This window comes from Citrobacter sp. Cf116 (genome assembly GCF_030336505.1).
GTDB lineage: Bacteria > Pseudomonadota > Gammaproteobacteria > Enterobacterales > Enterobacteriaceae > Citrobacter > Citrobacter freundii.
Genome location: NZ_JAOWEQ010000037.1, coordinates 216,281 through 237,077 on the forward strand (window position 1 = coordinate 216,281; position 20,797 = coordinate 237,077).

General features: G+C 50.0%; 21 protein-coding genes. 18 read left to right on the top strand and 3 right to left on the bottom strand.

Features of this window, described 5'->3' with window-relative positions; all coding sequences use genetic code 11:
* Positions 1-186 precede the first annotated feature (186 nt).
* Both OGV74_RS10440 and pspF read right to left on the bottom strand, forming a co-directional pair.
* The gene (locus OGV74_RS10440; protein WP_063866211.1) at positions 187-831 is read right to left on the bottom strand and encodes a quinolone resistance pentapeptide repeat protein QnrB60; all 645 of its coding nucleotides are present in this window, start codon (positions 829-831) and stop codon (positions 187-189) included.
* 96 nt (positions 832-927) lie between these two features.
* A complete protein-coding gene (pspF, locus tag OGV74_RS10445) occupies positions 928-1,917 on the bottom strand; it encodes a phage shock protein operon transcriptional activator (RefSeq protein WP_161958342.1) in 990 nt (329 codons plus the stop codon).
* Positions 1,918-2,072: 155 nt separating this feature from the next.
* Here pspF and pspA point away from each other — a divergent pair, with 155 nt between their 5' ends.
* The 15 genes from pspA (at position 2,073) to OGV74_RS10520 (ending at position 16,484) form a co-directional block, all read left to right on the top strand.
* Positions 2,073-2,741 (top strand): phage shock protein PspA, encoded by a 669-nt coding sequence (pspA, locus tag OGV74_RS10450; RefSeq protein WP_286520764.1) that lies wholly within the window; start codon positions 2,073-2,075, stop codon positions 2,739-2,741.
* Between the two features lie 54 nt (positions 2,742-2,795).
* A complete protein-coding gene (pspB, locus tag OGV74_RS10455) occupies positions 2,796-3,020 on the top strand; it encodes an envelope stress response membrane protein PspB (RefSeq protein ID WP_003020509.1) in 225 nt (74 codons plus the stop codon).
* Positions 3,020-3,379, top strand: coding sequence for an envelope stress response membrane protein PspC (gene pspC / locus OGV74_RS10460; protein WP_003020497.1), 360 nt, complete (start codon positions 3,020-3,022; stop codon positions 3,377-3,379). The genes pspB and pspC overlap by 1 nt, the downstream gene beginning before the upstream one ends.
* Positions 3,380-3,387: 8 nt before the next feature.
* A complete protein-coding gene (gene pspD / locus OGV74_RS10465; RefSeq protein ID WP_003020493.1) occupies positions 3,388-3,618 on the top strand; it encodes a phage shock protein PspD in 231 nt (76 codons plus the stop codon).
* 164 nt (positions 3,619-3,782) lie between these two features.
* The gene (locus OGV74_RS10470; protein WP_286520766.1) at positions 3,783-5,489 is read left to right on the top strand and encodes a sugar phosphorylase; all 1,707 of its coding nucleotides are present in this window, start codon (positions 3,783-3,785) and stop codon (positions 5,487-5,489) included.
* A 16-nt stretch (positions 5,490-5,505) separates the two neighbouring features.
* Entirely contained in the window at positions 5,506-6,798 is a 1,293-nt protein-coding gene (locus tag OGV74_RS10475) for an ABC transporter substrate-binding protein (RefSeq protein ID WP_286520768.1), read from the top strand.
* 20 nt (positions 6,799-6,818) lie between these two features.
* The gene (locus tag OGV74_RS10480; protein ID WP_137348533.1) at positions 6,819-7,700 is read left to right on the top strand and encodes a carbohydrate ABC transporter permease; all 882 of its coding nucleotides are present in this window, start codon (positions 6,819-6,821) and stop codon (positions 7,698-7,700) included.
* Positions 7,687-8,529: a carbohydrate ABC transporter permease gene (locus OGV74_RS10485; protein WP_003020474.1), complete on the top strand. Its 843-nt coding sequence runs from the start codon at positions 7,687-7,689 to the stop codon at positions 8,527-8,529. Before OGV74_RS10480 ends, OGV74_RS10485 begins: the two co-directional genes overlap by 14 nt.
* 27 nt (positions 8,530-8,556) lie before the next feature.
* The gene (ycjQ, locus tag OGV74_RS10490; protein ID WP_286520772.1) at positions 8,557-9,609 is read left to right on the top strand and encodes a D-guloside 3-dehydrogenase; all 1,053 of its coding nucleotides are present in this window, start codon (positions 8,557-8,559) and stop codon (positions 9,607-9,609) included.
* A 16-nt stretch (positions 9,610-9,625) separates the two neighbouring features.
* Positions 9,626-10,414, top strand: coding sequence for a 3-dehydro-D-guloside 4-epimerase (ycjR, locus tag OGV74_RS10495; RefSeq protein WP_286520773.1), 789 nt, complete (start codon positions 9,626-9,628; stop codon positions 10,412-10,414).
* Between the two features lie 10 nt (positions 10,415-10,424).
* Positions 10,425-11,480, top strand: coding sequence for a D-glucoside 3-dehydrogenase (gene ycjS / locus OGV74_RS10500; RefSeq protein WP_286520776.1), 1,056 nt, complete (start codon positions 10,425-10,427; stop codon positions 11,478-11,480).
* A complete protein-coding gene (locus OGV74_RS10505; RefSeq protein ID WP_286520778.1) occupies positions 11,477-13,753 on the top strand; it encodes a glycoside hydrolase family 65 protein in 2,277 nt (758 codons plus the stop codon). The genes ycjS and OGV74_RS10505 overlap by 4 nt, the downstream gene beginning before the upstream one ends.
* Positions 13,750-14,418 carry a beta-phosphoglucomutase gene (gene pgmB, locus OGV74_RS10510; RefSeq protein ID WP_086551275.1) on the top strand — a complete coding sequence of 223 codons (669 nt, stop codon included), beginning with the start codon at positions 13,750-13,752 and terminating at the stop codon, positions 14,416-14,418. Before OGV74_RS10505 ends, pgmB begins: the two co-directional genes overlap by 4 nt.
* A 10-nt stretch (positions 14,419-14,428) precedes the next feature.
* On the top strand, positions 14,429-15,511 hold the full coding sequence (locus OGV74_RS10515; protein WP_110248514.1) for an ABC transporter ATP-binding protein: 1,083 nt from the start codon (positions 14,429-14,431) through the stop codon (positions 15,509-15,511).
* A gap of 67 nt (positions 15,512-15,578) precedes the next feature.
* A complete protein-coding gene (locus OGV74_RS10520; protein ID WP_003020453.1) occupies positions 15,579-16,484 on the top strand; it encodes an OmpG family monomeric porin in 906 nt (301 codons plus the stop codon).
* A gap of 32 nt (positions 16,485-16,516) precedes the next feature.
* Here OGV74_RS10520 and OGV74_RS10525 read toward each other — a convergent pair whose 3' ends face one another.
* Positions 16,517-17,527, bottom strand: a complete 1,011-nt coding sequence (locus OGV74_RS10525) for a LacI family DNA-binding transcriptional regulator (RefSeq protein ID WP_003843961.1) — start codon at positions 17,525-17,527, stop codon at positions 16,517-16,519.
* Positions 17,528-17,755: 228 nt separating this feature from the next.
* Between OGV74_RS10525 and pspE the strand changes: the two genes are divergently transcribed.
* The 3 genes from pspE (at position 17,756) to OGV74_RS10540 (ending at position 20,671) form a co-directional block, all read left to right on the top strand.
* Positions 17,756-18,073, top strand: a complete 318-nt coding sequence (pspE, locus tag OGV74_RS10530; RefSeq protein WP_003020447.1) for a thiosulfate sulfurtransferase PspE — start codon at positions 17,756-17,758, stop codon at positions 18,071-18,073.
* Between the two features lie 142 nt (positions 18,074-18,215).
* Positions 18,216-19,613, top strand: coding sequence for a YcjX family GTP-binding protein (locus OGV74_RS10535; RefSeq protein ID WP_003020444.1), 1,398 nt, complete (start codon positions 18,216-18,218; stop codon positions 19,611-19,613).
* Positions 19,610-20,671, top strand: coding sequence for a YcjF family protein (locus OGV74_RS10540; RefSeq protein ID WP_008322369.1), 1,062 nt, complete (start codon positions 19,610-19,612; stop codon positions 20,669-20,671). The genes OGV74_RS10535 and OGV74_RS10540 overlap by 4 nt, the downstream gene beginning before the upstream one ends.
* The last annotated feature ends 126 nt before the right edge of the window (positions 20,672-20,797 follow it).

Consider the following 20,797-nt stretch of genomic DNA (forward strand, 5'->3'; position numbering starts at 1 on the left):
GGGTGATAACCACGATTTCAACATCGCGGTATGGTCAAAATTCATACCCGCCATCCACTTTGAATATACTCTATTAACTATCTTAGCATTTTCATGACCCATCTGACCCGCAATAAACGAGGCGCAGGATGTGAGCCTTGGTGTAATCGGTTATGGTTTCGACGCGATGATAAAATGCGTAAGCGGTTAGCCAATGACAGCGATGCCAAGACGTTCCATGAGCAATACGGCCTGATAGCTGTCCAATTTGACACCTTGTAAATCGACGCCCCGAATATCTAAATCACCCAGTTCTGAATTGGTCAAATCACAGTGCGTGAAATTTGCCGTCCGCCAGTCGAACGACGAAAACTCGCCACCGGAGAGATCGGAACCACTCAACGTCGCACCCAGCACCTGAGTTCCCATCCAGCGATTTTCCCACAATTCGCACTTTTCAAGCACGGCCTTCGAAAAGTTGGCGTAGCTTAGATTGGTATTAGTGATATATGCGCTGCAAAACCAGGTGCGCGTGGTGATCATATTCATGAAACTTGCGCCGCGAAAATCTGCACCCTGTGCGCGGCAGTGGCGAATTTCTATGCCCAACGCACTGACGTTGCGAAAATCCGCCATGGATAAATCACAGCTTTTAAAAATGGCATCTTTCAGTATTGCGCGACTGAAATTGCACCCTTTCTGGCTTTCTCGATCATAGAACTGACAGCCGATAAATTCAGTACCGCTAAGGTCGGCACCCGAAAAATCACAGTTAAAAAAAGTGCTATTTTCAACTTTTTCACCGGTGAAGCGGTTTCTGTCAATTTTTTCACCAATTAATGCCAGAGCCATAATAATGTGCCTGTTTTTTTATACAGTATTACTGGGATGTTAAGCTGTTTTAACGTTATACGTCAAACCATCCAATATCACGTCGACAAATGTGCATTAAATCTGGTGTTTCTTCAGCAAGGCTCGTAGCTGATGATAAGTCAGACCCAGTAATTCAGCGGCTTTTTTCTGATTAAATTTTGCCTGCTGTAAGCTGGTTTGTAGAAAGTCTTTCTCTTGTTGTTGTTGGAATTCACGCAGATCCAGCGGTAATGCTACAGATGCTGGTTTTGCTTCCTGCACCTGAGATTCCACGACATGGCGGCGGAAGGGGTCAATGATTATCTCATCCAGCGGGTAATCACTGGTCCCATGTCGATAAACGGATCGCTCCACGACGTTTTTCAGTTCACGAATATTGCCCGGCCAACGGTAGTGGAGGAGCGTTTCTCTGGCTTCGGCACTAAACCCTGGAAACAGTGGTAACCCGATCTCGCGGCACATCTGAATAGCAAAATGCTCGGCCATTAACATTATGTCGCTTTGGCGTTCGCGTAACGGTGGGAGTTGCACTACGTCAAAGGCCAGACGATCCAGCAGGTCCGCGCGAAAAGTACCTTCGTTGACCATGCGAGGTAAGTCGGCATTGGTTGCACAAACAAGTCGTACGTTAACCTGCAACGGCTGGCTGCCGCCAACACGTTCCAGCTCTCCATATTCAATAACGCGCAGCAATTTTTCCTGCACCAACATCGGGGCGGTTGCCAGTTCATCGAGAAACAGCGTACCGCCGTCGGCGCGTTCGAAACGTCCAGGATGGCGTTTTTGAGCGCCGGTAAAGGCACCTGCTTCGTGACCAAACAGTTCGGAATCAAGCAAATTCTCGTTGAGCGCTGCGCAGTTAAGCGAAATAAACGGGCCTTGCCAACGGGTGGACAGATAGTGCAGGCGGTTGGCAATAAGCTCTTTCCCAGTACCTCGCTCACCGATAACCAGGACAGGCTTATCCAGCGGTGCCAGATGAGAAACCTGCTCCAGCACTTCAATAAAGCTGTTTGCTTCACCCAGAAGATTGTCTTTGTATCCTGCCATGATGAAATTCACCATTTGTTAGTGTTATTCACCAATTTACCCTAATTCTCTCGCCAGGTAAAATTAGATATAATTATTAAAATCAATTAGATAAAAAGTTGGCACGCCAAGTGCATTACGAAATCAGCAGGGCATAGCCCGATATCAGAACAGTAAGTGAGGATTACATTATGGGTATTTTTTCTCGTTTTGCCGACATCGTGAACGCCAACATTAATGCGTTGCTGGAAAAGGCTGAAGATCCGCAGAAGCTGGTGCGGTTAATGATCCAGGAAATGGAAGATACGCTGGTTGAGGTGCGTTCAAACTCCGCACGCGCTCTGGCAGAAAAGAAACAATTATCTCGTCGTATCGAACAGGCCAGCGCGCAACAGGCAGAGTGGCAAGAAAAAGCTGAGCTGGCGCTGCGCAAAGAGAAAGAAGATTTGGCGCGTTCTGCGTTAATCGAAAAACAGAAATTGACTGACCTGATTGCTTCTCTGGAGCATGAAGTCACGCTGGTTGACGATACGCTGGCGCGTATGAAAAAAGAGATTGGTGAGCTGGAAAATAAACTCAGTGAAACCCGTGCTCGTCAGCAGGCGCTGATACTACGTCATCAGGCAGCGAGTTCTTCACGTGATGTTCGTCGTCAACTGGACAGCGGTAAACTTGATGAAGCGATGGCGCGCTTTGAATCTTTCGAGCGTCGTATCGATCAGATGGAAGCTGAGGCTGAAAGCCATAATTTCGGTAAACAGAAGTCCCTGGATCAGCAATTTGCTGACCTGAAAGCAGATGATGAAATCAGCGAGCAGCTGGCGCAACTTAAAGCCAAAATGCAGCAAGACAAGCAATAATAACATCTGGCGGTGCCCGATCGCGCCGCCGCTCATCACCTGTAAGGAGTACTCATGAGCGCGCTATTTCTGGCTATCCCGTTAACCATCTTTGTGCTGTTTGTTTTACCGATTTGGCTCTGGCTGCATTACAGCAACCGTTCCAGTCGTGGCGAACTGTCGCAAAGTGAACAGCAACGTCTGGTCGAACTCAACGATGACGCACAGCGGATGCGTGAGCGCATTCAGGCGCTGGAAGACATCCTTGATGCTGAACATCCAAACTGGAGGGACCGCTAATGGGAGGCGTTAATCTGAACAAAAAACTGTGGCGTATTCCGCAGCAGGGCATGGTGAAGGGGGTTTGTGCGGGTATTGCGCATTATCTCGATGTGCCTGTGAAGCTGGTACGGATCCTGGTGGTGCTGTCAGTCTTTTTTGGTCTGGCCTTTTTCACCTTCGTCGCTTACATCGTGCTGACGTTTGTATTGGATCCGATGCCGGATAATGTGGTTTCCGGCGAGCAGCAGCCATCAAGCGGTGAGCTGTTGGATGCCGTCGATCGCGAGCTGGCGGCTAGTGAAAAGCGTTTGCGTGAAATGGAACGTTATGTGACGTCCGATACTTTTTCCTTACGTAGTCGTTTCCGCCAATTGTGAGGTTAGAAATGAACAATCGCTGGCAACGTGCCGGGCAAAGGGTTAAGCCGGGCTTTAAAATAGCAGGTAAGCTGGTGCTTTTAACGGCGCTTCGCTACGGCCCGGCGGGGGTAGCAGGGTGGGCGGTGAAATCCGTCGCCCGACGCCCGCTAAAAATGCTGCTGGCGTTGGTTCTGGAACCTGTGTTGAGTCGGGCTGCGGCAAAATTGTCGAAACGATATTCCGGTAATCGAACCTGATATTTGAATCAGTAAAAGCAAGCAACAATTAATCAACATTCCCTCAGTTAATTTGCGGCAGCTCACAAATACGATTTTTTGGCTGCCAAAATTCTTTTTTTACCCCCCTTCAGACCACCTCAGCTAATTGACAGCTTATTTTACGCAGAGTAGTCTCTTGGTTCATGGGACCGCTACCACGAGAATCGAAGGTGAACCAAAAAATCCAAAAATGCCTGACAGAAGTTTATGGTCATACATTTACTTCATGCCACTATGAAGCGCTGTTTGCACGTTTAGAGAAATCACAGAGATTAATTAAAAAAATCCGTAAAGCGCATTGGGATGAGGGCGATGTGGTGCTTATTACCTACGCCGATCAATTCCACGGGGTTGGTAAAAAACCGTTGCCGACGTTTAATCAGTTTTATAATGAATGGCTTAAGTCGACATTTTCTCATGTGCATCTTCTGCCATTTTATCCGTGGTCATCGGATGATGGTTTTTCCGTGATTAATTACCATCAGGTTGCCGAAGAAACCGGTGACTGGAATGATATTAAGGAATTAGGTGAGTCCAGTCGACTGATGTTTGATTTTGTTTGTAACCATATGTCAGCTAAAAGCGAGTGGTTTAATAATTATCTGCAACAGCTTGACGGTTATGAAAATTTCTTTATTACAATGGATCCTGATACGGACCTGAGCAACGTCACACGTCCACGCGCATTACCGCTACTGACTCCATTTACGCTTAAAGATAACACCGTGCGCCATTTATGGACGACGTTCAGCGATGACCAGATCGATCTCAACTATGCCAACCCGGTGGTGTTACTGGCGATGGTCGATGTGCTGCTGAGCTATCTTGAGCAGGGCGCAGATTATGTTCGCCTGGATGCGGTTGGCTTTATGTGGAAAGAACCTGGAACGAGCTGTATTCATCTGGAAAAAACGCATCAGCTTATCAAACTATTCCGCGCTATTGCGGACTGCGCGGCGCCTGGTACGGCGATTATTACCGAAACCAACGTCCCGCATAAGGATAACGTGTCCTACTACGGTAATGGCCATGATGAAGCGCATATGGTGTACCAGTTCTCGCTGCCGCCGCTGGTGCTGCATGCGGTACAACGCCAGGACACGTCGATATTGTGCCAGTGGGCGCAATCACTGGAGCTGCCGTCTGGTGAGACGACCTGGTTTAATTTTCTCGCATCGCATGATGGCATTGGTCTCAATCCATTACGCGGTTTGTTGCCTGAAGACGAGATCATGCGGCTGGTGACAGAACTACAACAGGAAGGTGCGCTGGTTAACTGGAAAAATAACCCTGATGGCAGTCGCAGTCCGTATGAAATTAACGTGACATATATGGATGCGCTAACCCCTGATAATTGTAGCGATGCCGAACGGTTTTCTCGCTTTATTCTCGCACATGCCATTTTGCTGAGTTTTCCAGGCGTGCCGGCGGTTTACATTCAAAGCATACTTGGCTCACGCAATGATTATAAAGGTGTTGAGACGTTCGGTTATAACCGCGCGATCAACCGCAAAAAATATCAGGTGAGACAAATAGAAGCGGAGCTGGCAGATGAAACCAGTTTGCGTCACGCTATTTATCATGAGTTATCCCGACTAATTGTAATACGTCGTAATAATAAAGCATTTCATCCTGATAGTGATTTTCAAATTAGCAGTATTACACCGGCCGTAATGCAAATTAAACGTACGGCGGAAACAGGTGAGAAAATTACCGGGTTATTTAATGTCAGCGGTCATACTCAAACCATTCGTATTGATATTGAAAATGGAGTTGATTTGATTGACGGTAAAACTATTTCCGGTAAGGAATTAACGTTGTACGCCTGGCAGGTCATGTGGGTTAAGTAATAAAAAGGAACATTTCATGCTTAAAGCTAAAATTGTGCTGATTTCAGCACTGGTTTCCTGCGCCCTGGTTTCCGGGTGTAAGGATGATAAAAAGTCCTCTGTCGCGATTGAATTTATGCACTCTTCTGTTGAGCAGGAGCGGCAGGCGGTCATTGCAAAACTGATTGAGCGTTTTGAAAAAGAAAACCCGGGCATCAGCGTCAAACAGGTTCCTGTGGAAGAAGATGCTTACAACACCAAGGTCATCACTCTGGCGCGCAGCGCTTCACTACCTGAAGTCATCGAAACCAGCCATGACTACGCGAAAGTTATGGATAAAGAATCCCTCATCGACCGTAAAGCGGTAGCGCAGGTCATCAACGGCGTAGGTGAGGGTACTTTTTATGATGGCGTCCTGCGTATTGTACGCACTGAAGACGGTAGTGCATGGACCGGGGTTCCGGTCAGCGCCTGGATTGGCGGGATCTGGTACCGCAAAGATGTGCTGGCAAAAGCCGGACTGGAAGAGCCAAAAGACTGGCAGCAATTGCTAAACGTGGCGCAGAAGCTCAACAATCCTGGCAGTAAGAAATACGGCATTGCGCTGCCTACGGCAGAAAGCGTTTTGACCGAACAGTCATTCTCCCAGTTTGCGCTCTCTAACCAGGCCAACGTTTTTAATGCGCAGGGAAAGATTACGCTCGACACACCTGAAATGGCGCAGGCGTTGCAGTATTACCGCCAACTTGCCATGAACACTATGCCTGGCTCGAACGACATCATGGAAGTCAAAGATGCTTTCATGAACGGCACGGCGCCAATGGCGATTTATTCCACCTATATCCTCCCGGCGGTGATCAAAGAGGGCGATCCTAAAAATGTTGGCTTTATGGTGCCGACGGAAAAAAATTCCGCTGTTTACGGCATGCTGACGTCGCTGACCATTACCGCAGGTCAAAAAACCGAAGAAACAGAAGCGGCAGAGAAATTTGTCACCTTTATGGAGCAGGCAGACAACATTGCGGACTGGGTCATGATGTCGCCAGGGGCGGCGCTGCCGGTCAACAAAGCGGTGGTGAATACTTCGACGTGGAAAGATAACGCTGTTATCAAAGCGCTGGATGAATTACCCGATCAACTGATTGCCGAACTGCCAAATATTCAGGTCTTTGGCGCCGTCGGTGATAAGAACTTTACCCGCATGGGCGACGTAACCGGCTCCGGCATCGTGAGTACCATGGTGCACAACGTCACGGTAGGAAAAGCTGACCTTTCATCGACCATCAAGGCAAGCCAGACAAAACTGGATGACCTCGTTGAACAGCGCTAATGGGGAAATGGAAAGCCGTGATGAATAAGTTCTTTTCAGGTCGATCTGATATGCCATTTGCCATGCTGCTGCTGGCGCCCAGCTTGCTGTTATTGGGCGGTTTAGTGGCGTGGCCGATGATATCTAACATCGAAATCAGCTTTATGCGTTTGCCGCTTAATCCGCAAATTAAGTCTACGTTTGTCGGGCTGAGCAACTATTTCCGTATCTTATCCGATCCCGGATTCTGGCATTCGCTGTGGATGACGGTCTGGTATACCGCGCTGGTTGTGGCAGGGAGCACGGTGCTGGGGCTGGGAGTGGCGATGTTTTTTAACCGTGAGTTTCGTCTGCGGAAAACGGCGCGCTCGCTGGTCATCCTCTCTTACGTAACGCCATCAATTTCGCTGGTGTTTGCCTGGAAATACATGTTCAACAACGGCTACGGCATTGTGAACTACCTCGGCGTGGATCTGTTGCATCTCTACGATCAGGCTCCGCTGTGGTTCGACAATCCCGGTAGCAGCTTCGCGCTGGTCGTGTTGTTCGCCATCTGGCGCTACTTCCCCTATGCCTTTATCTCGTTTCTGGCGATTTTACAGACTATTGATAAATCGTTGTATGAGGCTGCAGAAATGGACGGCGCGAACGCCTGGCAACGGTTTCGCATCGTCACGCTGCCAGCGATCATGCCGGTACTGGCGACCGTAGTCACACTGCGTACGATCTGGATGTTTTATATGTTCGCCGATGTTTATCTGCTGACCACTAAAGTCGATATTCTCGGGGTCTATCTCTATAAAACAGCCTTTGCATTTAATGACTTAGGCAAAGCAGCCGCGATCTCTGTCGTCCTCTTCGTCATCATTTTCGCTGTTATCCTGCTGACCAGAAAACGGGTGAACCTCAATGGCAACAAATAAGCGCACGCTTGGCCGTATTGGCTTTTACTGTGGATTAATTGTCTTCCTGGGCATCACGCTATTTCCATTTTTTGTGATGCTGATGACCTCATTTAAAAGCGCAAAAGAGGCGATTTCACTGCATCCGACGCTGTTACCGCAGCAATGGACGCTGGAACATTACATCGACATCTTCAACCCGATGATTTTCCCGTTTGTTGACTACTTCCGTAATAGCCTGGTGGTATCGGTGACTTCTTCGGTGGTGGCGGTATTTCTGGGCGTGCTCGGGGCGTATGCGCTTTCCCGCCTGCGTTTTAAGGGACGAATGACCATCAATGCCAGTTTTTACACGGTGTATATGTTTTCGGGGATCCTGCTGGTGGTGCCGTTATTCAAGATCATTACGGCACTCGGCATCTACGACACCGAAATGGCGTTGATTATCACTATGGTCACCCAGACGCTGCCGACCGCAGTGTTCATGTTGAAAAGCTATTTCGACACCATCCCGGATGAGATCGAAGAAGCCGCGATGATGGATGGGTTGAACCGTCTGCAGATCATCTTTCGTATTACCGTGCCGTTGGCAATGTCTGGTCTGGTTTCGGTCTTTGTGTACTGCTTTATGGTGGCGTGGAATGACTATCTGTTTGCTTCGATTTTCCTTTCCAGCGCCAGCAATTTTACCTTACCGGTCGGTCTGAACGCGCTGTTCAGTACACCTGACTATATCTGGGGACGCATGATGGCCGCATCGTTAGTCACCGCATTACCGGTGGTCATTATGTATGCGCTTTCCGAACGTTTTATTAAAAGTGGTTTGACCGCTGGCGGCGTGAAAGGCTAAGCGGCCAGTTTAATTAAGGAGTTGTAAATGAAGAAGTTAGTTGCCACAGAACCGCGCGTTGCAGCGCTGGTGGAATATGAAGACAGAGCGGTATCCGCCAATGAAGTTAAAGTTCGCGTTAAATTTGGCGCGCCGAAACATGGCACAGAAGTGGTCGATTTTCGTGCTGCCAGCCCGTTTATTGACGAAGATTTTAACGGTGAATGGCAAATGTTTATGCCGCGTCCGGAAGGGGCTCCACGCGGAATCGAATTCGGTAAATTCCAGCTTGGCAATATGGTGGTGGGCGATGTTATTGAGTGTGGCAGCGATGTGACCGAATACGCCGTTGGCGATTCAGTTTGCGGATACGGTCCTCTGGCAGAAACGGTTATTTTTAATGCGGTGAACAACTACAAACTACGCAAAATGCCTGAAGGCAGTTCGTGGAAAAATGCCGTGTGCTATGACCCGGCACAGTTCGCCATGAGCGGTGTGCGCGACGCCAATGTGCGCGTCGGTGACTTTGTGGTCGTCGTGGGCTTAGGCGCAATTGGCCAGATTGCCGTGCAACTGGCTAAGAAAGCGGGAGCCTCAGTGGTCATCGGCGTCGATCCTATTGCCCATCGCTGCGATATCGCGCGTCGCCATGGCGCGGATTTCTGTCTGAATCCGATTGACACCGATGTAGGCATGGAAATTAAGAAGCTGACCGGTAAGCAGGGCTCAGATGTGATCATCGAAACCAGCGGCTATGCAGATGCGCTGCAGTCGGCGTTACGCGGTCTGGCCTATGGTGGAACCATTTCCTATGTCGCTTTCGCGAAACCTTTTGCTGAAGGTTTCAACCTGGGGCGTGAAGCGCACTTCAACAACGCCAAAATTGTCTTCTCTCGCGCCTGCAGTGAACCGAATCCAGATTATCCGCGCTGGAGCCGCAAGCGCATCGAGGAAACCTGTTGGGAACTGTTGATGAACGGTTACCTGGACTGTGAAGAACTCATTGACCCGGTAGTGACTTTCGCCAACAGCCCGGAGAGCTATATGCAGTATGTCGATCGCCATCCGGAAAAGAGCATCAAAATGGGCGTGACGTTTTAATTAAGGAATGCAGAAGATGAAAATTGGAACACAGAATCAGGCTTTTTTCCCGGAAAATATTCTCGAGAAATTCCGTTATATCAAAGAGATGGGATTCGACGGTTTTGAAATTGACGGCAAATTGCTGGTCAACAATCTTGCGGAAGTAAAAGCGGCGATCGCAGTAACGGGCCTGCCCGTTACTACTGTCTGCGGCGGCTATGACGGTTGGATCGGTGATTTTATCGAAGAGCGTCGTTTAAACGGGTTGCAGCAGATTACCCGCATTCTCGAAGCGCTGGCCGAAGTCGGTGGGCAAGGCATCATTGTACCGGCTGCATGGGGCATGTTTACCTTCCGCTTACCGCCGATGGCTTCTCCGCGTAGCCTGGAAGGCGATCGTAAAGCTGTCAGTGATTCATTGAGTTATCTTGATAAAGTTGCCGAGCGTACGGGGACGGTGGTGTATCTGGAACCGCTCAATCGCTATCAGGATCATATGATCAACACCCTGGCGGATGCCCGCCGCTATATCGTGGAAAACAACCTGAAGCATGTGCAAATCATTGGTGATTTTTACCATATGAATATCGAAGAAGACGATATGGCACAGGCGCTGCATGACAATCGCGATCTGCTGGGTCACGTCCATATTGCAGATAACCATCGTTATCAGCCGGGGAGCGGTACGCTGGATTTCACGGCGCTGTTTGATCAACTGCGTGAAGATAATTATCAGGGTTACGTTGTGTACGAAGGACGCGTACGGGCAGAGAACCTGCCGGAAGCGTATCGTCAGTCACTGACCTGGCTGCGTACTTGCTAAGAGGATTTCCGTGAAAAGTGCACTGACAAGCGCTCCGTTACGTGTCGCCATTATTGGCGCCGGGCAGGTGGCGGATAAAGTTCATGCTTCGTACTACTGCACCCGCAACGATCTGGAACTGGTGGCTGTCTGCGACAGCCGCCTGTCACAGGCGCGGCTGTTTGCAGAAAAATACGGTAATCCGCAGGTTTGGGACGATCCGCAAACGATGCTACGCGAAGCTAAGCCAGATATCGTCAGCATCTGCTCGCCCAATCGCTTTCATTATGAACACACCATGTTGGCATTGAACGCCGGATGCCATGTGATGTGCGAGAAACCTCCGGCAATGACGCCAGACGAGGCGCTGGAGATGTGCAAAACAGCGCGTCGGGTGGGAAAAGTACTGGCTTATGATTTTCATCATCGTTTTGCGCTGGATACGCAACTGCTTCGTGAGCAGGTGATGGCCGGTATTCTGGGTGAAATCTATGTCACCAATGTCCGCGCTTTGCGCCGCTGCGGCGTGCCCGGCTGGGGAGTGTTTACCAACAAAGAACTGCAGGGCGGCGGGCCGCTGATTGATCTCGGTATTCATATGCTTGATGCCGCCATGTATGTGCTGGGGTTCCCGGCGGTAAAGCGTGTTAACGCGCACAGCTATCAACGCATTGGCACGCTTAAAAACAGCGGTCAGTTTGGGAAATGGGATCCCACTACATATACCGTGGAGGATTCTTTGTTCGGCACGATTGAATTTCATAACGGCGGTATCCTGCGCCTGGAAACCTCTTTCGCGCTGAATATTCCTGAACAATCGATTATGAACGTTAATTTCTGCGGCGATTTGGCGGGGGCGACGTTATTCCCGGCCCAGGTTTACACCGACCGTGATGGTACGCTTGACGTGCTGCTTGCGCGCGAGATGGCTGATGACAACCGTCATTATCGTAGCATGGAAGCCTTCGTTAACCATGTCCGGGGCGAGCCTGTCACTATTGCTGACGCAGAGCAGGGCGTCGTTATTCAACAACTGGTTGCCGCACTGTACCAATCGGCTGAAACAGGGACCTACGTAGACTTATGAAGAAGCCAGTAATGCTAACTGAACCGGCTTTTTGCCCACATAGCCTGAATAAATATGCGTCACTCATGACGACCGGTAACGGGTATATGGGAATTCGCGCCAGCCACGAGGAAGCTTACACCTTACAGACTCGCGGCATGTATCTGGCTGGGTTGTATCACCGTGCGGGTAAAGGCGAAATTAATGAACTGGTTAATCTACCCGATGTAGTCGGAGTGGAGATCACGCTTAATGGCGAGATTTTCTCGCTAACCAGCGGCGTGATTGGAAGCTGGCATCGCGAACTGGATTTTGCCAGCGGGGAATTGCGCCGTGCGTTTATCTGGCATGCACCTGGCGGGGCGCGTTTCGCTATTGAGAGTCGGCGGTTTGTCTCGGCACAGAAGCTGCCGCTGTTTGCTATGGAAGTGGTCGTAACGCCACTGGATGCCGATGCCAGCATTGGTATCTCAACCGGTATTGATGCCACGATCACCAATCATGGTCGTCAGCATCTGGATGAAACACAGATTAGAGTATTTGGTCAGCATCTTCTGCAGGGCATTTACACAACCCAGGACAATCGCAACGATATCGCGATCACCTCATATTGTGACGTCGACGGCGCAGCGCAGCGCTGCTTCACCGCGAAAGAACGTCGGTTGTTACAACACAACACCGTGAAGGCGCAAGCCGGGCAGCGCGTCACGCTGACGAAAATGAGTTGGGTTGACTGGACGAGCGAACGCAATCTGTCGCTTGAGACCTGGGGACGCCAGTCGCTGCGTAACATTGAAGCATGCGCGAAACAGGGATATGACGCTCTGTTGGCTGAGTCGAGCGCCAACTGGCATGCCTGGTGGCAAACTCGTCGCGTTCAGGTTACCAGCTCTGATATTAGCGATCAGCGCGCGCTGGACTATGCCCTCTATCATCTGCGTGTGATGACCCCAGACCATGATGAGCGCAGCAGTATTGCGGCCAAAGGTCTGACGGGTGAAGGGTATAAAGGCCACATCTTCTGGGATACTGAGGTCTTTTTGTTACCGTTTCACTTGTTTACCGAACCGAAAACCGCGAGAGGTCTATTGCGTTACCGCTGGCATAATTTGCCGGGCGCGCGTGAGAAAGCCCGCCGTAACGGTTGGCAAGGCGCGCTGTTCCCGTGGGAAAGCGCTCGCAGCGGTGATGAGGAAACGCCTGAATTCGCGGCGATCAACATCCGTACCGGGCTGCGGCAAAAAGTGGCCTCCGCACAGGCTGAACATCACCTCGTGGCGGATGTTGCCTGGGCGGTAATCAATTACTGGCATGTCACAGGGGATCTAAACTTCATGACCCGAGAGGGCATGACGCTGCTGCTGGAAACGGCGAAGTTCTGGATTAGCAGGGCTGTCATGGTCAACGATCGTTTAGAGATCCACGATGTGATTGGCCCGGATGAATACACTGAGCATGTGAACAACAATGCGTTCACCAACTACATGGCCTGGTACAACGTAGAGCAGGCGCTGGGTTTTGCCCGTCGGTTGGGCTGTGGCGATGGCACGTTTATTCATCGCGCAGAGCATTTTTTACAGTATCTCTGGCGACCGGAAGTGCAGCCCGATGGCGTGCTTCCTCAGGATGATACCTTCCTGAACAAACCGGTTATCGATCTGTCGCAGTACAAAGCCAAAGCGGGCAAGCAGACCATTTTGCTCGATTACTCCCGTGCAGAAGTCAATGAGATGCAAATTCTTAAACAGGCTGATGTCGTGATGCTGACCTACATGTTGCCGGAGCAATTTAGCCCGCAAACCTGTCTGGCTAACCTGCGTTATTACGAGCCACGTACGATTCACGACTCCTCTTTGAGTAAGGCGATTCACGGGATTGTGGCTGCGCGTTGTGGTGATTCGGCTCAGGGATATCGGTTTTGGCGCGAAGGTTCGCTAATCGATCTCGGGGATGACCCGCACAGCTGCGATGATGGTATTCATGCGGCGGCAACGGGCGCAATCTGGTTGGGCGCTATCCAGGGATTTGCCGGAGTGAATGTTCGCCATGGGGAGTTACATCTTGCCCCTGCATTACCGGAACATTGGCAAAAACTGTCTTTCCCACTGCGCTGGCAGGGTATCGATTTGCAGGTAACCATCAATGCAACTGAAATCCGCATTAACAGCGCCGAGCAGATTACTCTTTGGGTAAAAGGGGAAAAGATCTCTGTTCAGGGGGAGATAGTTATCTGCAATGACGCCATTATTTCGCCCACTTATGGGACCGCTACCATGAAAGGGGGCGATGAATGATCCTCAAACCACAGGCCATCATTTTTGATTTAGATGGCGTGATTACCGACACTGCACATTTGCATTTTCTCGCCTGGCGGCAGGTAGCCGGTGAAATAGGGATTGCGATTGACGAGGCATTTAATGACAGCCTGAAAGGGATTAGTCGCGGCGAATCGCTACAGCGTATTTTGCAATATGGCGGGAAAGCGGGGGAGTTTACACCTGAGGTTTGCGCACAATTGGCCGAGAGAAAAAACAGACTGTATGTCCATTCTTTGCGCCAGTTGACGGTGAACTCGGTATTGCCGGGAATACGTGAGCTGCTGATGACGTTGCGGGAAGAGCGGATTCCGGTGGGGCTGGCCTCTGTGTCGCTCAATGCCTCTGCGATTTTACAAGCGCTTGATCTTAAATCTTATTTTGATTTCTGTGCGGATGCCGCGCTAATTTCTCGCTCGAAACCGGATCCGGAGATTTTTCTGGCAGCCTGTGCGGGCCTTGGCGCTGACCCGCGGCAGTGTATTGGCATAGAAGATGCTCAGGCGGGTATTGATGCGATCAACGCCTGCGGCATGCTCTCTGTTGGCATTGGTACGGGGCTGAACGGAGCAAGCTTGCAACTTCCTTCAACCGAATTTCTGACGTGGCCGTGCTTATCGGCTCTTTGGCAACACGACAAGTAAAGGATTCAACATGGCACAGCTTTCGTTGCAACACATTCAAAAAATTTACGACAACCAGGTACACGTCGTTAAAGACTTCAATCTGGAAATTGAAGACAAAGAGTTTATTGTTTTTGTTGGCCCTTCAGGCTGTGGGAAATCAACGACGTTGCGCATGATCGCCGGTCTGGAGGAGATCAGCGGTGGCGATCTGCTGATTGACGGTAAACGGATGAACGATGTGCCGGCGAAATCGCGCAACATTGCGATGGTCTTTCAGAACTACGCGTTGTACCCGCACATGACAGTCTATGACAACATGGCGTTTGGCCTGAAAATGCAGAAAATTGCCCCTGCCGTGATTGAGGAACGTGTCAACTGGGCGGCGCAAATCCTTGGCCTGCGCGATTATCTGCAACGTAAACCGGGTGCGTTATCCGGTGGTCAGCGTCAACGTGTGGCACTGGGGCGTGCGATTGTTCGTGAGGCAGGGGTCTTCCTGATGGATGAACCCTTATCGAATCTCGATGCCAAACTTCGCGTACAGATGCGGGCAGAAATCAGCAAGCTGCATCAGAAACTCAATACCACCATGATATATGTTACCCACGATCAAACAGAAGCCATGACGATGGCGACGCGTATTGTGATTATGAAGGATGGTATTGTTCAGCAGGTTGGTGCGCCGAAAACAGTTTATAACCACCCAGCAAATATGTTTGTCGCAGGATTTATTGGCTCACCGGCCATGAACTTTATTCGTGGCGCGATTGACGGTGATAAGTTTGTTACTGAAACACTAAAATTAACGATTCCAGAGAATAAATTAGCACAATTAAAAGCACAGGGTTATGAACATCAGGCGGTCACGCTGGGAATTCGCCCTGAAGATATACTTCCGCAGCTTAATAATGAAAATAGTGTACCGGCAAAAATTAGCGTTGCAGAATTAACTGGCGCTGAATTTATGCTTTATACCATTGTTGGGGGGCATGAGTTAGTGGTCCGTGCTGGGGCAGTGAATGATTATCACGCAGGAGAAAACATCACTATTCATTTTGATATGGCGAAATGCCATTTCTTTGATACTGAAACTGAAGTGGCTATTCAATAAAATTCCGGGGGATAATAATCCCCCGCGCCTTGGGGCATTTTTGCGAGTATTTTAACAAGGAATAATAATGAAAACCCTACTGTCCGCGACTGCGCTGATTATGAGCGCGGGAATGGCCTGCGCGCAGGCTGCTGAAAAGAATGACTGGCACTTTAATATCGGTGCTATGTACGAAATAGAAAACGTTGAAGGTCAGGGCGAAGATATGGATGGACTGGCTGAACCGTCCATCTATTTTAATGCGTCCAATGGGCCGTGGAAAATATCGCTGGCCTATTACCAGGAAGGACCGGTTGATTACAGCGAGGGTAAGCGCGGTACGTGGTTTGACCGCCCTGAACTGGAAGTCCGCTATCAATTCCTTGAAAGCGAGAATGTTAATTTCGGTCTGACCGGTGGCTTTCGTAATTACGGTTATCACTATGTCAATGAACCCGGAAAAGATACAGCTAATATGCAGCGCTGGAAAGTGCAGCCAGATTGGGATGTTAAACTTACCGATGATCTGCGCTTTAGCGGCTGGTTTGCGATGTATCAATTCGTTAATGATTTGAGCACCACCGGCTACTCTGATAGCCGCGTCGAAAGTGAGAGCGGGTTGAATTATACGTTTAACGAAACAGTAGGGTTAACGGTCAACTATTACCTTGAACGCGGCTTTAATCTGGCAGATTCGCGTAATAATGGTGAGTTCTCAACCCAGGAAATTCGTGCTTATCTGCCTCTGTCCTTCGGCAATACAACCCTGACGCCGTATACCCGTATCGGGCTTGATCGCTGGTCAAACTGGGACTGGCAGGATGATCCTGAACGCGAAGGCCATGATTTCAATCGCCTCGGTTTACTGTATGCGTATGATTTCCAGAACGGTTTATCAATGTCTCTGGAGTATGCTTATGAGTGGGAAAATCATGACGAAGGTGAAAGCGACAGGTTCCATTATGCTGGTATAGGCGTGAACTACGCATTCTAAAAATGAACAGGGGCATTATTATGCCCCTGTTTTTACACCAGTGAATCGGCCAACGATATTTGCGTGCTCACCGTGATATTCTGTAATCCTTTTTCACCTGCAATCAGATTAAATAATAAATTACAACTTTGTTCACCCAACTGCTGAGTAGGTACATCAATTCCACCAGGAACTGGTGTGAGCATAAAAGAAAGTAGCTCATTACTATAGCCTACAACGGCAAGTTGCTTTGGAATGGAAATGTTTTTCTCGGCCGCTACGCGATATAAACTCATTAACTTCAAGCTGTCTGTCGCAAATACGGCATCGGGTAACGGTTGCTGACTAAGTAATTTTCGAGAAGCAAGTAGGGCGGTTTCATGAGTATACCCCCCGTCAATAACCCACTCATCGCGCATTTTAATGTTATGTGCCTGAAGGCTGGCTTTATAACCGTTAACGCGATCGATAGAAACATGAACGTCAAGCGGTGCATGCAAACAGGCTATATTACGGTGGCCACTCTCAATCAGCGCATTTGTCAGCGTAATACTGTCGCGATAATTATCGGTGTCTACAGAATAGACATTAGTGTAGTCACCTTCAACCTTCCCGATAACCACAACCGGGACGTTGTATTTATCCAACCGAGCAAAAAATGATTCATCGGCAGGAGAGCTCAGCATAATGATCCCTTTGATCAACTTCTGCTTAATTTTGCTCTCACATTTTTGTAAATCATCTTCGGTGCTTCGCGACGTCTGCAATATGACATCAAAACCGACTTCTTCAGCCTTGGCAGTAATTGCATGCAATACTTCAGAGAAAAACGGATTACCGGCAGTTGTTTTTGCAGAACGGGTAGATATCACCATTATTGCATCAAACCCGGAAGAGGTAAGCGCGCGAGCAAGTTTATTAGGCTGATACTGTAACTCATCAATTGCGCGCAGCACCTTTTCAAGCGCCTCCGGCGAGATGTTGGTTTGCTTATTAAGCACGCGCGATACCGTGGATTTTGATACACCAGCGGCTCGTGCAATATCATAAATGGTAGGAGACATAGATCCCAAGCTCCGTCCGAGAGTCAATGGCGGACATATTATGGAGTTAAGTGGCGAATGACAACAATCTCGGAATGCGAGTAGAAAAATCAAAAGGCTAACCGCACTATGTGCGTGCTGAGGAACAATCATCCACGGGTGCGGACGATGATAATGCGGTCGCAATATTTTCTTAAGAACTGGCGTATAGTGTAGGGGTTAAATCCAACTATCAGTCAGGAAGATATTATGTTGAAGAAAAGCGTATTAGCGTTGGCACTGGTTATTGGCATGCCGGTTTATGCTGCCGAGCACTGGATTGATGTTCGCGTTCCTGAACAGTACCAACAACAGCATATTCAGGGGGCTGTCAACATCCCGTTAAAAGAGATCAAGGCGCGTATCGTAACTGAAGTTCCAGATAAGAACGATACCGTGAAACTCTATTGCAACTCCGGGCGTCAATCAGGGCAGGCGAAAGATATGCTGACTGAAATGGGCTACACGCAGGTGACCAACGAAGGTGGCATCAATCAGATAGCGCTTCCTAAAGTAGAGAATAAATAAACCGCTCGCATTCCTTCTGCTACAGGCGGTAAGAATTATACCGCCTGATACAGCTCAGGTAGTTGATAAGTAAGAATTGACCCCTATCTTTACTTCCTGTTTGTTATAATTTCTTCGGTTCCTTCAGCAAAACGGGATGGCGATGAAGCGACTTAAAAATGAATTCAATTCGCTGGTTAATCGTGGCGTAGACCGGCATTTACGCCTGGCTGTCACCGGACTTAGCCGGAGCGGTAAGACGGCGTTTATCACCGCAATGGTAAATCAGTTACTCAATATTCATGCCGGGGCGCGTTTGCCGTTGCTCAGTTGCGTGCGCGAAGAGCGTCTGCTTGGCGTGAAACGGGTTCCACAACGCGATTTTGGTATTCCGCGCTTTACCTATGATGAAGGACTGGCGCAGCTGTATGGCTCTCCGCCGACCTGGCCGACACCAACGCGCGGTGTGAGTGAAATTCGTCTGGCGCTGCGTTACAAGTCCAATGACTCTTTACTGCGCCACTTTAAAGACACCTCCACGCTGTACCTGGAAATCGTCGATTATCCGGGGGAGTGGCTGCTCGATTTACCGATGCTGGCCCAGGATTATTTGAGCTGGTCGCGGCAAATGACCGGATTATTACAGGGTCAGCGTGGCGAATGGTCTGCAAAATGGCGGCAGTTAAGCCACGGGCTGGATCCACTGGCACCTGCTGACGAAAACCGTCTGGCGGAAATCGCTGCTGCCTGGACGGAGTATCTGCATCAATGCAAGCAACAGGGACTGCACTTTATTCAGCCGGGCCGTTTTGTTCTGCCAGGAGATATGGCGGGCGCGCCTGCGTTGCAATTCTTCCCGTGGCCGGACGTTGATGCCTGGGGAGAATCGAAGCTGGCGCAGGCAGATAAACACACCAATGCGGGCATGCTGCGCGACAGGTTTAATTACTACTGTGAAAAAGTCGTGAAGGGATTTTATAAGAATCACTTCCTGCGCTTTGATCGTCAGATTGTGCTGGTCGATTGCCTGCAACCGCTCAACAGCGGGCCACAGGCGTTTAACGACATGCGTCTGGCGCTGACCCAACTGATGCAAAGTTTCCATTATGGACAGCGCACGCTGTTTCGTCGGCTGTTTTCTCCGGTGATCGACAAACTGCTGTTTGCCGCCACCAAAGCCGACCACGTCACCGTCGATCAGCACGCCAATATGGTGTCGCTATTGCAGCAGTTAATTCAGGATGCCTGGCAAAACGCTGCGTTCGAAGGTATCAGCATGGATTGTCTGGGGCTGGCATCGGTGCAGGCAACCACCAGCGGCCTGATCGATGTGAAAGGTGAAAAGATCCCCGCGCTGCGTGGTAATCGTCTGAGCGATGGCGAACCGCTAACCGTTTATCCGGGGGAAGTGCCCGCGCGTTTACCTGGACAGGCATTTTGGGACAACCAGGGCTTTCAGTTTGAGGCGTTTCGCCCGCAGGTGATGGATGTCGATAAGCCCTTACCGCATATCCGTCTTGATGCCGCGCTGGAGTTTTTGATAGGAGATAAATTGCGATGAGCGAGCCGTTAAAACCGCGTATCGATTTCTCAGGTCCGCTGGATGTGGAACAAAATGCGGCGTTTAAAGCGCAGCAGATGTTTAACGAAACGGAGGCGCAGACTTTTTCTCCGGCGACAGTGGATGAACCACTGGAAGACGAAGGTCAGGCAGAAGCCGTTATTGATGCGGCCCTTCGCCCTAAACGCAGTCTGTGGCGTAAGATGGTGATGGGTGGCCTGGCGCTGTTTGGCGTGAGCGTTGTCGCTCAGGGTGTGCAGTGGACTATGAATGCCTGGCAGACTCAGGACTGGGTCGCGCTGGGAGGATGTGCCGCAGGCGCATTGATTATCGGTGCAGGGGTTGGATCGGTGGCGACCGAATGGCGCCGGCTATGGCGATTGCGTCAGCGCGCGCACGAGCGCGATGAAGCGCGAGATCTGCTCCACAGCCATGGAACCGGAAAAGGTCGTGCATTTTGTGAAAAGCTGGCGCAGCAGGCGGGCATCGATCAGTCTCATCCGGCATTGCAGCGCTGGTATGCCTCAATTCATGAAACGCAGAACGATCGTGAAGTGGTTAGCCTGTATGCTCATCTGGTGCAGCCGGTACTGGATGCGCAGGCCCGACGTGAGATTAGTCGTTCAGCGGCAGAGTCCACGCTGATGATTGCCGTCAGCCCGCTGGCGCTGGTGGATATGGCGTTTATCGCATGGCGCAATCTGCGGCTGATTAATCGTATTGCTTCGCTGTATGGCATTGAGCTGGGTTATTACAGCCGCCTGCGTTTGTTCCGTCTGGTGCTGTTGAATATCGCTTTTGCCGGGGCCAGTGAACTGGTGCGGGAAGTAGGGATGGACTGGATGTCGCAGGATTTAGCCGCCCGCTTATCGACACGTGCAGCTCAGGGCATTGGCGCGGGGTTATTAACGGCGCGTCTGGGGATCAAAGCCATGGAACTATGCCGACCGCTACCGTGGATTGATGATGATAAGCCTCGGCTGGGTGATTTCCGCCGCCAACTGATTGGTCAGGTGAAAGAGACCTTACAAAAGAATAAATCTCCGCGCGAAAGTTAGCTATAAACAGGCGCCGATCGTTTAACTTTACGCCCCGGCGCCCAATTTTCCAGCTCGCTGTCAATATTTGTTGACAGAGTTCTTCCTGCAAACCAAATACTGGCTTATCATTTAACACATAATCCC